Source organism: Salmonella sp. SA15303 (assembly GCF_029962125.1).
Lineage (GTDB): Bacteria > Pseudomonadota > Gammaproteobacteria > Enterobacterales > Enterobacteriaceae > Salmonella > Salmonella enterica.
The window spans coordinates 2,288,149-2,300,422 of the sequence record NZ_CP123924.1 but is presented as its reverse complement, the minus strand read 5'-3'; the positions used below and the strand labels follow the sequence as shown (position 1 = coordinate 2,300,422).

Sequence of the window (12,274 nt, the reverse complement as noted above, 5' to 3'; positions counted from 1 at the left end):
AGCCTAATAGTTCATGTTGCAGGGGCGCCCTCCGGCTATTTGAGGCGTTGTGGAGAATGATAACCTAAAATTATTCATTATATGTATGACTATCAATTATTTTTGATTTTTTGTAAGATAATTTTAAGCATATTTGTGTGATTCAAACATCACTGGAGAAGGTCATATGAAACTCGCCGTCTATAGTACCAAACAGTATGACAAGAAATATCTACAGCAAGTGAACGAAGCGTTCGGTTTTGAACTGGAGTTTTTTGATTTTCTGCTAACCGAGAAAACGGCGAAAACCGCCAATGGATGTGAAGCAGTTTGTATCTTCGTGAATGACGACGGGAGCCGACCGGTACTGGAAGAGCTGAAAAAACACGGCGTGAAATACATCGCGCTGCGTTGCGCCGGATTTAATAATGTCGACCTGGATGCCGCTAAAGAGCTCGGTTTGCAGGTGGTCCGCGTGCCGGCTTATTCTCCGGAAGCCGTCGCTGAACATGCGATTGGCATGATGATGACATTGAACCGCCGTATTCACCGCGCTTATCAACGCACCCGCGACGCTAACTTTTCCCTTGAGGGGCTGACCGGCTTTACCATGCACGGAAAGACCGCTGGCGTCATCGGTACCGGTAAAATCGGCGTCGCCGCGCTGCGTATCCTGAAAGGCTTTGGAATGCGTTTACTGGCGTTTGATCCCTATCCCAGCACCGCCGCGCTTGACCTCGGCGTCGAGTATGTGGATCTGCAAACGTTGTTTGCCGAATCGGATGTCATTTCCCTGCACTGCCCGCTCACGCCGGAAAACTACCATTTGCTGAACCATGCGGCATTCGATCAAATGAAAAATGGCGTTATGGTCATTAATACCAGTCGTGGCGCGCTGATTGATTCCCAGGCGGCTATCGAAGCTCTGAAGAATCAGAAAATCGGCTCGCTGGGGATGGATGTGTATGAAAACGAACGCGACCTGTTCTTTGAAGATAAGTCAAACGATGTTATCCAGGATGATGTTTTCCGCCGTCTGTCGGCCTGCCATAACGTACTGTTTACGGGGCACCAGGCATTCCTGACCGCAGAAGCGCTGATCAGCATCTCTGAAACCACGTTACAAAACTTAAGCCAGCTTGAGAAGGGCGAAGCCTGCCCGAACGCGCTGTTCTAATCCTGTCGCTCCCCTGCGCTCAGGGGAGCATTTTCGGATAACCCCTGAAGATCTATCCGGTCATATCATTACTATAGTCAGTGTTAACTATCAGATTACAGAGAATATCAATGAAGAAAATCGTCACGCTGGTCGCCCTGAGCATCATAATGACAGGGTGTGTGAGCAGTGGAAAAGTGTCCGTCAAACGCGAGCAACTGGAGCACCACCGCTTTGTTCTGGAAAGCGTAAACGGTAAAACGGTCACCGGCCCGGAGCTCAGCTTTGGCGAGGACATGACGGTATCCGGCAAAATGTGCAATCAATTCACCGGCGAAGGAAAACTGTCGGACGGCGAATTAAAAGTGAAAAATTTAGCGATGACCCGAATGATGTGCGCAGATCCACAGCTTAACGCGCTGGACGGCACCCTCAGCGAGCTCTTCAGCAAGGGCGCGCAGGTCGATTTAACCGCGAACCAATTAACGCTGGCGACGGCAGAAACAACGCTAATGTATAAACTGGCGGATTTAGCGCACTAAGCCATTAAGTGAAAAGTTATACGCGTCAGGCGAAACGCCGCGCTTAATAACTCCCGCAGCTTCCGGCGGCAAGCGACTGTTCGCTACAACGTTTGCCGTTGGGTAGCGCGCACATACCAATTACTGAACCATCAAGCTGCCGGGCCGCTGAAAGCGAACCGCCAATCATAGCGCAATTCGCTTCGCCGGCGCTGGACATCGCCGCTTTCATCCCTGGCGAAACATGTGCCGCGGTTGCCTGCTGAACAGGTTCGCTACTGCAAGCCGACAATAATAACGCGGCACATCCCACCCAAAACGCTGCGCGCATTTCTCTCCCCTCTGTTTATTCATCCAAACGACACCGCCCTAAATAATAGGCAGCAGAAACTGACGCGTCGAGAGGCAAAGCGCGCATTTATGCGCTTCATTAACATTTATTGGCAATTTTTTACGTCTTTTCGGCAAGAAATCGCCATTCTCCTCCCGCCAGGGACACAAAAGCGAAAATGGGGCTTGAAGGGCTTTGCTAAAATAAAAGGATAACTACAGGATGCGCTCACGATTATGCGTGTCCCTCTTTTTTGCGCAATGTAAGGGTGTCATATGCAAACAATTGACGGTAATGGCGCAGTAGCGTCGGTGGCGTTCCGTACCAGCGAGGTTATCGCCATTTACCCGATTACGCCCAGTTCAACAATGGCTGAACAAGCGGATGCCTGGGCCGGCAATGGGCTTAAAAATGTCTGGGGCGATACGCCGCGTGTGGTAGAGATACAGTCGGAAGGCGGCGCGATCGCCGCCGTTCACGGTGCGTTACAAACCGGTTCGCTTTCTACGTCATTTACATCATCGCAGGGGCTGCTGCTGATGATTCCAACGCTGTATAAACTGGCGGGGCAGCTCACGCCGTTTGTACTGCACGTTGCCGCGCGCACTGTCGCCACACACGCGCTTTCTATTTTTGGCGACCATTCCGATGTGATGGCGGTCCGCCAGACAGGCTGCGCGATGTTATGCGCCGCCAGCGTTCAGGAAGCGCAGGATTTTGCGCTGATCGCACACAGGGCTACGCTGAAAAGCCGCGTTCCGTTTATTCATTTTTTTGATGGCTTCCGTACATCGCATGAAATCAACAAAATTATACCGCTAACGAATGAAACCATTCTGAACCTGATGCCGCAGGCGGAGATCGACGCTCACCGCGCCCGCGCGCTGAATCCGGAACATCCGGTGATTCGTGGAACTTCAGCGAATCCGGACACCTACTTCCAGTCTCGCGAAGCGACCAACCCGTGGTACAACGCCGTTTATGATCATGTTGAAGAGGCGATGAAGGCATTTGGCGACGCTACGGGCCGTCAGTACCAGCCATTTGAATATTATGGCCATCCCCAGGCTGAACGCGTCATCATAATGATGGGCTCCGCCCTCGGCACCTGCGAAGAGGTCGTGGACGAGCTACTGATACGCGGAGAAAAGGTCGGCGTTCTGAAAGTCCGTCTGTTCCGCCCCTTCTCCGCCAAACATTTGTTACAGGCATTACCGGAAACCGTTCGCGCTATCGCCGTGCTGGATCGCACCAAAGAGCCTGGCGCCCAGGCCGAGCCGCTTTATCTGGACGTGATGACCGCACTGGCGGAGGCCTTTAATAATGGCGAGCGCGAAACGTTGCCGCGCACCATTGGCGGCCGTTATGGGCTATCATCCAAAGAGTTCGGCCCGGCGTGCGTACTGGCGGTCTTTAATGAACTCAGCCGTGCGAAACCCAAGCCACGGTTTACGGTGGGCATTTATGATGACGTTACTAACCTCTCGCTGCCATTACCGGAAAATACCCTGCCCGGCAGCGCTAAACTTGAAGCGTTATTTTACGGTCTGGGAAGCGACGGCAGCGTATCCGCCACGAAAAATAATATTAAAATTATCGGTAATTCTACACCGTGGTATGCGCAAGGTTATTTCGTTTATGACTCTAAAAAAGCTGGCGGGCTCACGGTATCGCACCTGCGCGTCAGCGAGAAACCCATTCGTTCCGCTTACTTAATTGCTCAGGCGGATTTTGTCGGCTGCCACCAATTACAGTTTATCGATAAATATCAGATGGCGGAGCGTCTAAAGCCCGGCGGTATCTTTCTGCTTAATACGCCGTACAGCGCCGACGAGGTCTGGTCGCGTCTGCCGCAAGAAGTTCAGGCGGTGTTGAATCAGAAAAAGGCGCGTTTTTACGTGGTTAACGCGGCGAAAATCGCCCGCGAATGTGGACTTGGCGCCCGCATCAATACCGTCATGCAAATGGCTTTCTTCCACCTGACGCATATTCTTCCGGGCGATAGCGCCCTGGTTGAGCTGCAGGGCGCGATTGCCAAAAGCTATAGCAGCAAAGGACAGGATCTGGTTGAGCGTAACTGGCAGGCATTGGCTCTGGCGCAGGAATCGCTGGCGGAAGTGCCGTTGCAGGCGGTTAATCCGCATAGCGCGCATCGCCCGCCGGTCGTCTCCGACGCCGCGCCGGATTTCGTGAAAACCGTTACCGCCGCCATGTTGGCGGGCCTCGGCGACGCACTGCCTGTTTCCGCCCTGCCGCCGGACGGAACATGGCCAATGGGCACCACCCGCTGGGAAAAACGCAATATCGCCGAAGAGATTCCTGTCTGGAAAGAGGAACTGTGTACACAATGTAATCACTGCGTCGCTGCCTGCCCTCACTCGGCAATTCGTGCGAAAGTCGTTTCCCCGCAGGCGATGGAGAACGCGCCAGCCAGTCTGCATTCGCTGGACGTGAAGTCCCGCGATATGCGCGGCCAGAAATATGTGCTGCAGGTCGCGCCGGAAGACTGTACTGGCTGTAATTTATGCGTAGAGGTCTGCCCGGCTAAAGATCGGCAAGATCCACAGATTAAGGCGATTAACATGATGTCACGCCTTGAGCATGTGGAAGAAGAGAAAGTGAATTATGACTTCTTCCTCGACTTACCGGAAATCGAACGCAGCAAACTGGAACGAATTGATATCCGCACATCGCAGCTCATTACGCCGCTGTTTGAATATTCCGGCGCCTGTTCCGGCTGCGGCGAAACGCCGTATATTAAACTGCTGACTCAGTTATATGGCGACAGAATGTTAATCGCTAACGCCACGGGGTGTTCCTCTATTTACGGCGGTAACTTACCCTCAACGCCTTATACCACCGATGCCAACGGACGCGGCCCGGCATGGGCGAATTCGTTATTTGAAGATAACGCGGAATTTGGTCTCGGTTTCCGTCTGAGCGTGGATCAGCACCGGGCGCGCGTCATGCGTTTACTGGCGCAATTCGCCGATCGCATCCCGGCGGAATTAAACGATGCGCTGCATGCCGAAGCAACGCCTGACGTTCGGCGTGAGCAGGTCGCCGCATTACGCCAACATCTGAAATCGGTTGCGGGCGCAGAGGAACTGTTAAAGGATGCTGATGCGCTGGTAGAAAAATCAATCTGGCTGATTGGCGGCGATGGTTGGGCATACGACATCGGCTTTGGCGGTTTAGACCATGTGTTAAGCCTGACGGAGAATGTCAATATTCTGGTTCTGGATACGCAGTGTTACTCCAATACTGGCGGCCAGGCGTCGAAGGCGACGCCGCTTGGCGCCGTCACTAAGTTTGGCGAACATGGCAAGCGTAAAGCCCGTAAAGATCTTGGTGTCAGCATGATGATGTATGGTCATGTTTATGTCGCGCAAATCTCGCTGGGCGCGCAGTTAAACCAGACGGTGAAAGCCATCCAGGAGGCCGAAGCCTGGCCAGGACCGTCGCTGATCATTGCCTATAGCCCCTGTGAAGAACATGGCTACGATCTGGCGCTAAGCCATGACCAGATGCGCCAGTTAACGGCGACCGGTTTCTGGCCGTTATACCGCTTTGATCCCCGCCGTGCGGATGAAGGCAAGCCGCCGCTGGCTCTGGACTCTCGGCCACCGTCTGATGCCCTGGCGGAAACGTTGCTTAATGAACAGCGTTTCCGTCGCCTGAATGCGCAACAGCCTGAAGTAGCTGAACAATTATGGCGAGATGCCGCATTGGATTTGCAAAAACGCTATGACTTTCTTGCCTTGCTGGCAGGAAAAGCGGAAAAACCCGGCGCAGATTAAAAAATATTCTAAGGATTAACCTGGAAACAAAAAAAGCCCGAACATCCGTTCGGGCTTGTCAATTTATACGCTGGAAAGCAAAGGTTAACGCAATGGCCCAGCGACAAAATGAATATGTGACAATAAAGGCATATAACAGGCGTAGAATATCGTAACCGAATGATATTGTATAATTTTTATTTTGTATAATACCCCCAAAAGCATTCGTATAAATTATATCTATTTCACTGCGAATTATTTCATTAATTATTGAATTAAACGGTAACATCTCTTTTTAGGTCTTTCCTGACAAGGCAGAAATAACGTTTTAACGTCAACTCGCTGATTATTTACGTGGAATACGCGTAATATTACGTCGCCCTCCCCTGTAGGTAGTCCCCGCAGAGTATCGTGGAGCAGCACCTAAAATGTGACGTATGTCATTGTACATAAAGTGCCTTTAGGGAGTAGAATTTCAGTGGATACTTAAACAGGAGGTTTTATGAACAGAACGATTCTTGTACCCATCGATATTTCAGATTCAGAATTAACTCAACGCGTGATTTCGCATGTTGAAGCTGAAGCAAAGATTGACGACGCTAAAGTGCACTTTTTGACTGTAATCCCGTCTTTGCCCTATTACGCTTCACTGGGACTGGCTTATTCAGCAGAGCTTCCCGCAATGGACGATTTGAAAGCCGAAGCCAAATCTCAACTGGAAGCGATTATCAAGAAATTCAACCTTCCCGCGGACCGCGTGCAGGCGCACGTTGCAGAAGGCTCTCCTAAAGATAAGATTCTGGAAATGGCAAAAAAATTACCGGCCGATATGGTGATTATCGCCTCGCATCGCCCGGATATTACTACCTATCTGTTGGGTTCCAACGCCGCAGCCGTTGTGCGTCATGCGGAATGCTCCGTACTGGTGGTACGCTAAATACCCGAGCCCGCATAAGAGAGTGCGGGCTCAAATCAATCATCATCGCCTAGTGACTGACACTTTTTGAAAACAGATTGATTACGATTACGCCGCAGATGATAAGCAACATGCCAATAATAGCCGGCACATCCAGTTTTTGGCCAAGAAACAACCATCCTATCAATCCAATAAGAACAATCCCTACCCCAGACCAAATGGCATAAATGATACCCGCAGGGATGGTTCGCATTGGGATGGTAAGACACCAGAACGCAATACAATATCCGATGATAGTAACGAGGCTCGGTACCAGACGCGTAAAACTATCTGATAATTTTAATGAGATCGTGGCGATAACTTCTACCACGATGGCGATAAATAGAAAGATTACAGCTTCTTTAGTCATACATCTCTTCGTTCCAATATTTTTCGGGTCGTGATGATATCTTAAGTAATACGGATGACAGAATAAAGACGCTTTTGAACCATTGCATATCTTGCCATAAAAACGTGCTGGCATTCGTCGCCGTAATCCGTACCATACGCGACATACTTTTGCCTGCTGGCTGTTGACGGCAGGAGCGAACCCGGCATTTATCGCCAGCCAAATGGGGCATGAAACTGCGCAGATGGTGTATGAAATTTACGGTATGTGGATTGATGACATGAACGACGAACAAGTAGCGATGTTGAATGCGCGGTTATCGTAATTGCAAAGTTTGCCCCCAATTTGCCCCATTTAGTACCAGAGAACTGAAATAATGCAAGAAATTCAAAAGAATACAAAGAAAGAGCAATACAACCTCAACAAGTTGCAAAAGCGCCTGCGCCGTAACGTTGGCGAAGCGATTGCCGATTTTAATATGATTGAAGAAGGCGATCGCATTATGGTTTGCCTTTCTGGCGGCAAAGATAGCTATACGATGCTGGAAATTTTACGTAATTTGCAGCAAAGCGCCCCGATCAATTTTTCACTGGTCGCCGTCAACCTCGATCAAAAGCAGCCAGGTTTCCCGGAACATATCCTGCCAGCCTACCTTGAGCAGCTGGGCGTAGAATATAAAATCGTCGAAGAAAACACCTACGGCATTGTGAAAGAGAAGATTCCGGAAGGAAAAACCACCTGCTCGCTGTGCTCGCGTTTGCGTCGGGGTATCCTGTATCGTACGGCGACTGAACTGGGCGCGACCAAAATCGCCCTGGGCCACCACCGCGACGATATTCTGCAAACCCTGTTTCTGAATATGTTCTATGGCGGAAAAATGAAAGGGATGCCGCCGAAGCTGATGAGCGATGACGGCAAACATATCGTGATCCGCCCGCTGGCTTACTGCCGCGAGAAAGATATTATCCGTTTTGCTGAGGCCAAAGCCTTCCCTATCATTCCTTGTAATCTGTGCGGTTCGCAACCAAACCTGCAACGCCAGGTGATTGCCGACATGCTACGCGACTGGGATAAGCGCTATCCTGGACGGATCGAGACGATGTTTAGCGCCATGCAGAATGTCGTGCCGTCTCACCTTTGTGACACTAACCTGTTCGATTTCAAAGGAATCACTCACGGTTCCGAGGTCGTCGACGGCGGCGATTTAGCGTTCGATCGTGAAGAGATTCCCTTGCAGCCCGCTGGCTGGCAGCCGGAAGAAGATGACACCGCCTTAGAGGCGTTGCGGCTTGATGTTATCGAAGTGAAATAATCTGCAGGCGTCTCAGCACTCCGCTGAGACGCCATGCTATCGATCATTTTAATAGCCGTACCCGGCATGACTTGCCTTTGATCTTCCCGTTTTGCAACTGCTTCCAGGCTTTTTGCGCTACTGCTTGACGTACGGCGACGTAAACGTGCATTGGATGCACGTTAATTTTGCCAATATCCGCCCCGTCTAATCCAATATCGCCGGTCAGCGCGCCCAAAATATCTCCCGGACGCATTTTCGCTTTTTTGCCGCCGTCAATGCATAGGGTAGCCATCTCTGCGGCCAGAGGGAGTAACGGCTGCCGGGCGGGCGCATTCAGCCAGTTCAGCTTGAGTTGCAGCATTTCTGAAAGAATATTCGCCCGCTGCGCCTCTTCCGGCGCGCAGAAACTGATCGCCAGGCCGCTGCTTCCCGCGCGCGCCGTACGGCCAATACGATGGACATGCACCTCCGGGTCCCAGGCCAGTTCATAGTTAACCACCAGTTCGAGCGATTTAATGTCTAACCCTCGCGCGGCAACGTCGGTGGCAACCAGAATGCGCGCGCTGCCATTTGCAAAACGCACCAACGTCTGGTCGCGGTCGCGTTGTTCCAGATCGCCGTGGAGCGCCAACGCGCTTTGTCCTACCGCATTAAGCGCATCACAAACGGCCTGACAATCTTTTTTGGTATTGCAAAATACCACGCAGGACGCTGGCTGATGCTGGCTAAGCAACGTTTGTAGCAGCGAAATTTTTTCATGCGCAGACGTTTCGAAGAACTGTTGTTCGATAGCCGGTAGCGCATCTACCGTATCGATTTCAATACGTATTGGCTGCTGCTGTACACGACCGCTAATCGCCGCGATGGCCTCAGGCCAGGTTGCTGAAAACAATAACGTCTGGCGCGTCGCAGGCGCAAAGCGGATCACCTCATCAATGGCGTCACTGAATCCCATGTCCAGCATTCGGTCTGCTTCATCCATTACCAGAATATGCAGCGCATCCAGCGATACGGTTTCTTTTTGTAAATGATCCAGCAGGCGCCCCGGCGTCGCGACAATGATATGCGGAGCGTGCTGAAGCGAGTCGCGCTGTGCGCCAAAGGGTTGCCCGCCACACAAGGTCAGAATTTTGGTATTTGGCAGAAAACGGGCCAGGCGACGTAACTCTCCGGCAACCTGATCCGCCAGCTCCCGCGTCGGGCACAGCACTAATGCCTGTGTCTGGAACAGAGTGACGTCAATTCGATGCAAGAACCCAAGACCAAACGCCGCCGTTTTGCCGCTACCGGTCCTGGCCTGCACACGCACATCATTACCCGCCAGAATGACGGGTAATGCTGCGGCCTGAACAGGCGTCATCTCAAGATAGCCCAGCTCAGTAAGGTTATTGAGCTGGGCGGCGGGCAAAACATTCAGGGTTGAAAAAGTGGTCACAATTTACTCTCGCGGTAACGACTCATAGTCAGCAGGCGCGTATCCTCGCAGATCCGGGCGTTTGATGCGACATTTTAATCGGTTCTTCGTCCGGCGGCGGGTCGGGCATCGGCTGAGGACGGGGAAGCGGCTCAGGAATGGGAACAGGGTCAGTGGGAATCGGGTCCGACAAGGACGAGTGTAGATATAATAAGGTCAAAAGACAGCTCATATTACCCTCCAGAATGTCATTCAGACTCTTAAAGGGTAGACGCAGATAGTCTACAGGCAAAAAAAAGCCGACTAATCTAAGTCGGCGTCGTACGAATCAATTGTGCTATGCAGTAATTCAAAAAAGGAAGTAAGACAATATGGAGCGCAACGCCCATCGCTTGACGTTGCATTCACCTGCGAGAGAGATATTGCCCCGAATAGGTAGATGGTTTATTGACTTCGCTCAAATTTCTCGGCGTTTTTTCACCCGAAATGGTCTGAAAAGCGCTTTTGTTACAACCATTTACTGCGATGCAACCATAAAGTAACACCACCGATCAGGACAACTAACAGAATACAAAACAGAGAAAAGCCGAACCGCCATCCGCCGCCGGGAATACCGCCCAGGTTAACGCCAAATAACCCCGTTAAGAAGGTGCTGGGCAGAAAAACCATCGCCATAAGCGACATGGTATAAGTTCTGCGCGCCAGAGACTCCTGCATCACCTGGGCAATTTCATCCGCCATGATGCCAGTACGCGCGATACAAGCGTCAATTTCATCCAACCCCCTTCCCAGCCTGTCGGCGATATCCTGCATTCTGCGCCGGTGATCGTCGCTCATCCACGGCAGCCGTTCACTCGCAAGCCGGGCATAGACGTCGCGCTGCGGCGCCATATAGCGGCGCATAACAATTAGCTGTTTACGTAGCAATGCGAGGAAACCGCGCGGTGGGATTTGCTGGTCGAGAAGATTATCTTCCAGATCGATAATTTTATCGTGTAGCTCTTCAATAAATTCACTGGCGTGATCGGTTAACGCATCGCACACATCCACTAACCAGCCGCCGCAATCTACGGGCCCGGTGCCCTCCTGCAAATCACTGACCACATCGTCCAGCGCCAGAACCTTTCGCTGACGGGTAGACACAATGAATCGCTCGTCCATATATAAACGCATTGCCACTAATTGATCCGGGCGTTCGTCAGTACTGCCATTAATACAGCGCAGCGTAATGAGCGTCCCTTCCCCCATACGACTTACGCGCGGGCGCGAGCTTTCACCAGCCAGCGCATCACGCACGTTATTGGGGAGTAAAGGCGTTGAAGCCAACCAGCGGGCGCTGTCCGGGTGGGTATAATTAAGATGTAGCCAACAGGGATGCTGACTATCGATCACATCATTATCTTCGAGCGGTTTTACTCCACCACGACCATCCAGTAGCCATGCGAAAACGGCATCCGGCACGTTCACATCCGATCCCTTAATGGCTTCCACAGCGCCTCCACGTTACAACTCTCATGCCGTTAGTCTAGCTTTCGGGAAAGGTTAAGCAATCTCTCATTTTCTCATTGCGCAAAAAGAATGACGGGAACGTGCGAAAAAAGCGCCTTAGCAACAGGCGCTTACCAAACATGTATTATCAGGCCTGGCCGCGCCTGGTGATGGTCGAAAGAGATGATACATGAGAGTGCGACAGCGCATGTTCACTGTAACCCGGCTGGCTTAAACGAAATTTGTCGGTTTTAGTCTGTAACTCGATCACCTGCGCCTTTAAAACATCCGAAGAAGCAGATAGCGCTTCAACCATTAAGACATTGCTATGGGTTGCGCTTTCCAGATCGCTCAACGCCAGGGTTATCTGGTTAATGCCTTTTTCCTGCTCCCGCGTGGTGGTGGAAATTTCACTCATCAGCACGTTTAATTGCCCGGAGCCGCCAACAATCTCCTGCATATTTTTTTCAGCCTCCTGCACTATGGCGGCCCCCTGCCGCACATTGTCATGCGTAACGTCGATCAGCGCCTTGATACTTTTTGCCGCCTCGGCGCTACGATGCGCCAGATTACGCACTTCCCCGGCCACCACGGAGAAACCTTTTCCATGATCGCCCGCCCGTGCAGCCTCTACCGCCGCGTTAAGCGCCAGAATATTAGTCTGGAATGCGATACCGTCAATCAATGAAATAATCTCCGTCATCTGCGAGGCACAGTCGGTAATAGAACGCATATTTTCTGTAACCCGCACCATTAATTCACCGCCTTTACGGGCGCATTGGGTTGCACAATCCGCCTGTATGCTCGCCATTCGGGTATTATCCGCATTGTTTTTGGTACTCGCCGCCATTTCATCTATACTGGCGGCAGTTTGAATTAACGAGGCCGACTGCTGTTCCGTCTTTACGGATAGCGACAGACTGCGCGCCGCCAGTTGTTCGGAAAGGGTCATTGCCGTTTGCGAAGAGGATCTGATTTCACGTACCAACGCGGGGTAATGACTCCAAC

Annotated in this window: 12 protein-coding genes and 2 pseudogenes; 7 read left to right on the top strand and 7 right to left on the bottom strand. The window is 51.5% G+C overall.

The window, feature by feature from the left end; translation table 11 throughout:
• Positions 1-166 precede the first annotated feature (166 nt).
• A complete protein-coding gene (gene ldhA, locus QEN31_RS11285) occupies positions 167-1,156 on the top strand; it encodes a D-lactate dehydrogenase (protein ID WP_000762206.1) in 990 nt (329 codons plus the stop codon).
• Positions 1,157-1,266: 110 nt separating this feature from the next.
• Positions 1,267-1,677 (top strand): heat shock protein HslJ, encoded by a 411-nt coding sequence (hslJ, locus tag QEN31_RS11280; protein WP_000725242.1) that lies wholly within the window; start codon positions 1,267-1,269, stop codon positions 1,675-1,677.
• Positions 1,678-1,720: 43 nt separating this feature from the next.
• Here hslJ and QEN31_RS11275 read toward each other — a convergent pair whose 3' ends face one another.
• A complete protein-coding gene (locus QEN31_RS11275) occupies positions 1,721-1,987 on the bottom strand; it encodes a putative hemolysin (protein ID WP_001200680.1) in 267 nt (88 codons plus the stop codon).
• On the opposite strand from QEN31_RS11275, the gene QEN31_RS11270 reads away from it, so the two are divergent.
• The 3 genes from QEN31_RS11270 to uspF all read left to right on the top strand — a co-directional run bounded on the left by QEN31_RS11270 (position 1,903) and on the right by uspF (position 6,703).
• On the top strand, positions 1,903-2,202 hold the full coding sequence (locus QEN31_RS11270) for a hypothetical protein (protein WP_001137722.1): 300 nt from the start codon (positions 1,903-1,905) through the stop codon (positions 2,200-2,202). The genes QEN31_RS11275 and QEN31_RS11270 overlap by 85 nt on opposite strands.
• A 60-nt stretch (positions 2,203-2,262) precedes the next feature.
• Positions 2,263-5,787, top strand: a complete 3,525-nt coding sequence (gene nifJ / locus QEN31_RS11265; RefSeq protein WP_327258395.1) for a pyruvate:ferredoxin (flavodoxin) oxidoreductase — start codon at positions 2,263-2,265, stop codon at positions 5,785-5,787.
• Positions 5,788-6,268: 481 nt separating this feature from the next.
• On the top strand, positions 6,269-6,703 hold the full coding sequence (gene uspF, locus QEN31_RS11260) for a universal stress protein UspF (protein ID WP_001082296.1): 435 nt from the start codon (positions 6,269-6,271) through the stop codon (positions 6,701-6,703).
• 49 nt (positions 6,704-6,752) lie between these two features.
• Here the strand turns inward: uspF and QEN31_RS11255 are convergent, their stop codons facing one another.
• Both QEN31_RS11255 and QEN31_RS11250 read right to left on the bottom strand, forming a co-directional pair.
• Positions 6,753-7,091: an SMR family transporter gene (locus tag QEN31_RS11255; protein ID WP_000159242.1), complete on the bottom strand. Its 339-nt coding sequence runs from the start codon at positions 7,089-7,091 to the stop codon at positions 6,753-6,755.
• Positions 7,084-7,236 (bottom strand): hypothetical protein, encoded by a 153-nt coding sequence (locus QEN31_RS11250; RefSeq protein ID WP_000089153.1) that lies wholly within the window; start codon positions 7,234-7,236, stop codon positions 7,084-7,086. The genes QEN31_RS11255 and QEN31_RS11250 overlap by 8 nt, the downstream gene beginning before the upstream one ends.
• On the opposite strand from QEN31_RS11250, the pseudogene QEN31_RS11245 reads away from it, so the two are divergent.
• Both QEN31_RS11245 and ttcA read left to right on the top strand, forming a co-directional pair.
• Positions 7,192-7,395, top strand: a pseudogene (locus QEN31_RS11245) (tyrosine-type recombinase/integrase); the annotation flags it as partial. The gene QEN31_RS11250 and the pseudogene QEN31_RS11245 overlap by 45 nt on opposite strands.
• A 51-nt stretch (positions 7,396-7,446) precedes the next feature.
• Positions 7,447-8,382, top strand: a complete 936-nt coding sequence (gene ttcA / locus QEN31_RS11240) for a tRNA 2-thiocytidine(32) synthetase TtcA (protein ID WP_001156208.1) — start codon at positions 7,447-7,449, stop codon at positions 8,380-8,382.
• Positions 8,383-8,425: 43 nt separating this feature from the next.
• Here ttcA and dbpA read toward each other — a convergent pair whose 3' ends face one another.
• The 4 genes and pseudogenes from dbpA to QEN31_RS11225 form a co-directional block, all read right to left on the bottom strand.
• Positions 8,426-9,799 (bottom strand): ATP-dependent RNA helicase DbpA, encoded by a 1,374-nt coding sequence (gene dbpA / locus QEN31_RS11235; protein ID WP_099949667.1) that lies wholly within the window; start codon positions 9,797-9,799, stop codon positions 8,426-8,428.
• A gap of 28 nt (positions 9,800-9,827) precedes the next feature.
• Positions 9,828-10,010, bottom strand: a complete 183-nt coding sequence (gene ynaL, locus QEN31_RS25405; protein ID WP_001670836.1) for a proline-rich small protein YnaL — start codon at positions 10,008-10,010, stop codon at positions 9,828-9,830.
• A gap of 275 nt (positions 10,011-10,285) precedes the next feature.
• Positions 10,286-11,269, bottom strand: a complete 984-nt coding sequence (gene zntB, locus QEN31_RS11230; protein WP_000387373.1) for a zinc transporter ZntB — start codon at positions 11,267-11,269, stop codon at positions 10,286-10,288.
• Positions 11,270-11,414: 145 nt separating this feature from the next.
• Positions 11,415-12,257 (bottom strand): annotated as a pseudogene (locus QEN31_RS11225) (methyl-accepting chemotaxis protein); the annotation flags it as partial.
• Positions 12,258-12,274: the final 17 nt, after the last annotated feature.

What these genes read in the sequence shown, in the direction of transcription:
- uspF (WP_001082296.1), top strand. Translation starts at nt 6,269, where the DNA reads ATGAACAGAACGATTCTTGTACCCATCGATATTTCAGATTCAGAATTA.
- ttcA (WP_001156208.1), top strand. Translation starts at nt 7,447, where the DNA reads ATGCAAGAAATTCAAAAGAATACAAAGAAAGAGCAATACAACCTCAAC.
- ynaL (WP_001670836.1), bottom strand. Translation starts at nt 10,010, where the DNA reads ATGAGCTGTCTTTTGACCTTATTATATCTACACTCGTCCTTGTCGGAC.
- QEN31_RS11250 (WP_000089153.1), bottom strand. Translation starts at nt 7,236, where the DNA reads ATGTCGCGTATGGTACGGATTACGGCGACGAATGCCAGCACGTTTTTA.
- ldhA (WP_000762206.1), top strand. Translation starts at nt 167, where the DNA reads ATGAAACTCGCCGTCTATAGTACCAAACAGTATGACAAGAAATATCTA.
- hslJ (WP_000725242.1), top strand. Translation starts at nt 1,267, where the DNA reads ATGAAGAAAATCGTCACGCTGGTCGCCCTGAGCATCATAATGACAGGG.
- nifJ (WP_327258395.1), top strand. Translation starts at nt 2,263, where the DNA reads ATGCAAACAATTGACGGTAATGGCGCAGTAGCGTCGGTGGCGTTCCGT.
- QEN31_RS11275 (WP_001200680.1), bottom strand. Translation starts at nt 1,987, where the DNA reads ATGCGCGCAGCGTTTTGGGTGGGATGTGCCGCGTTATTATTGTCGGCT.
- QEN31_RS11255 (WP_000159242.1), bottom strand. Translation starts at nt 7,091, where the DNA reads ATGACTAAAGAAGCTGTAATCTTTCTATTTATCGCCATCGTGGTAGAA.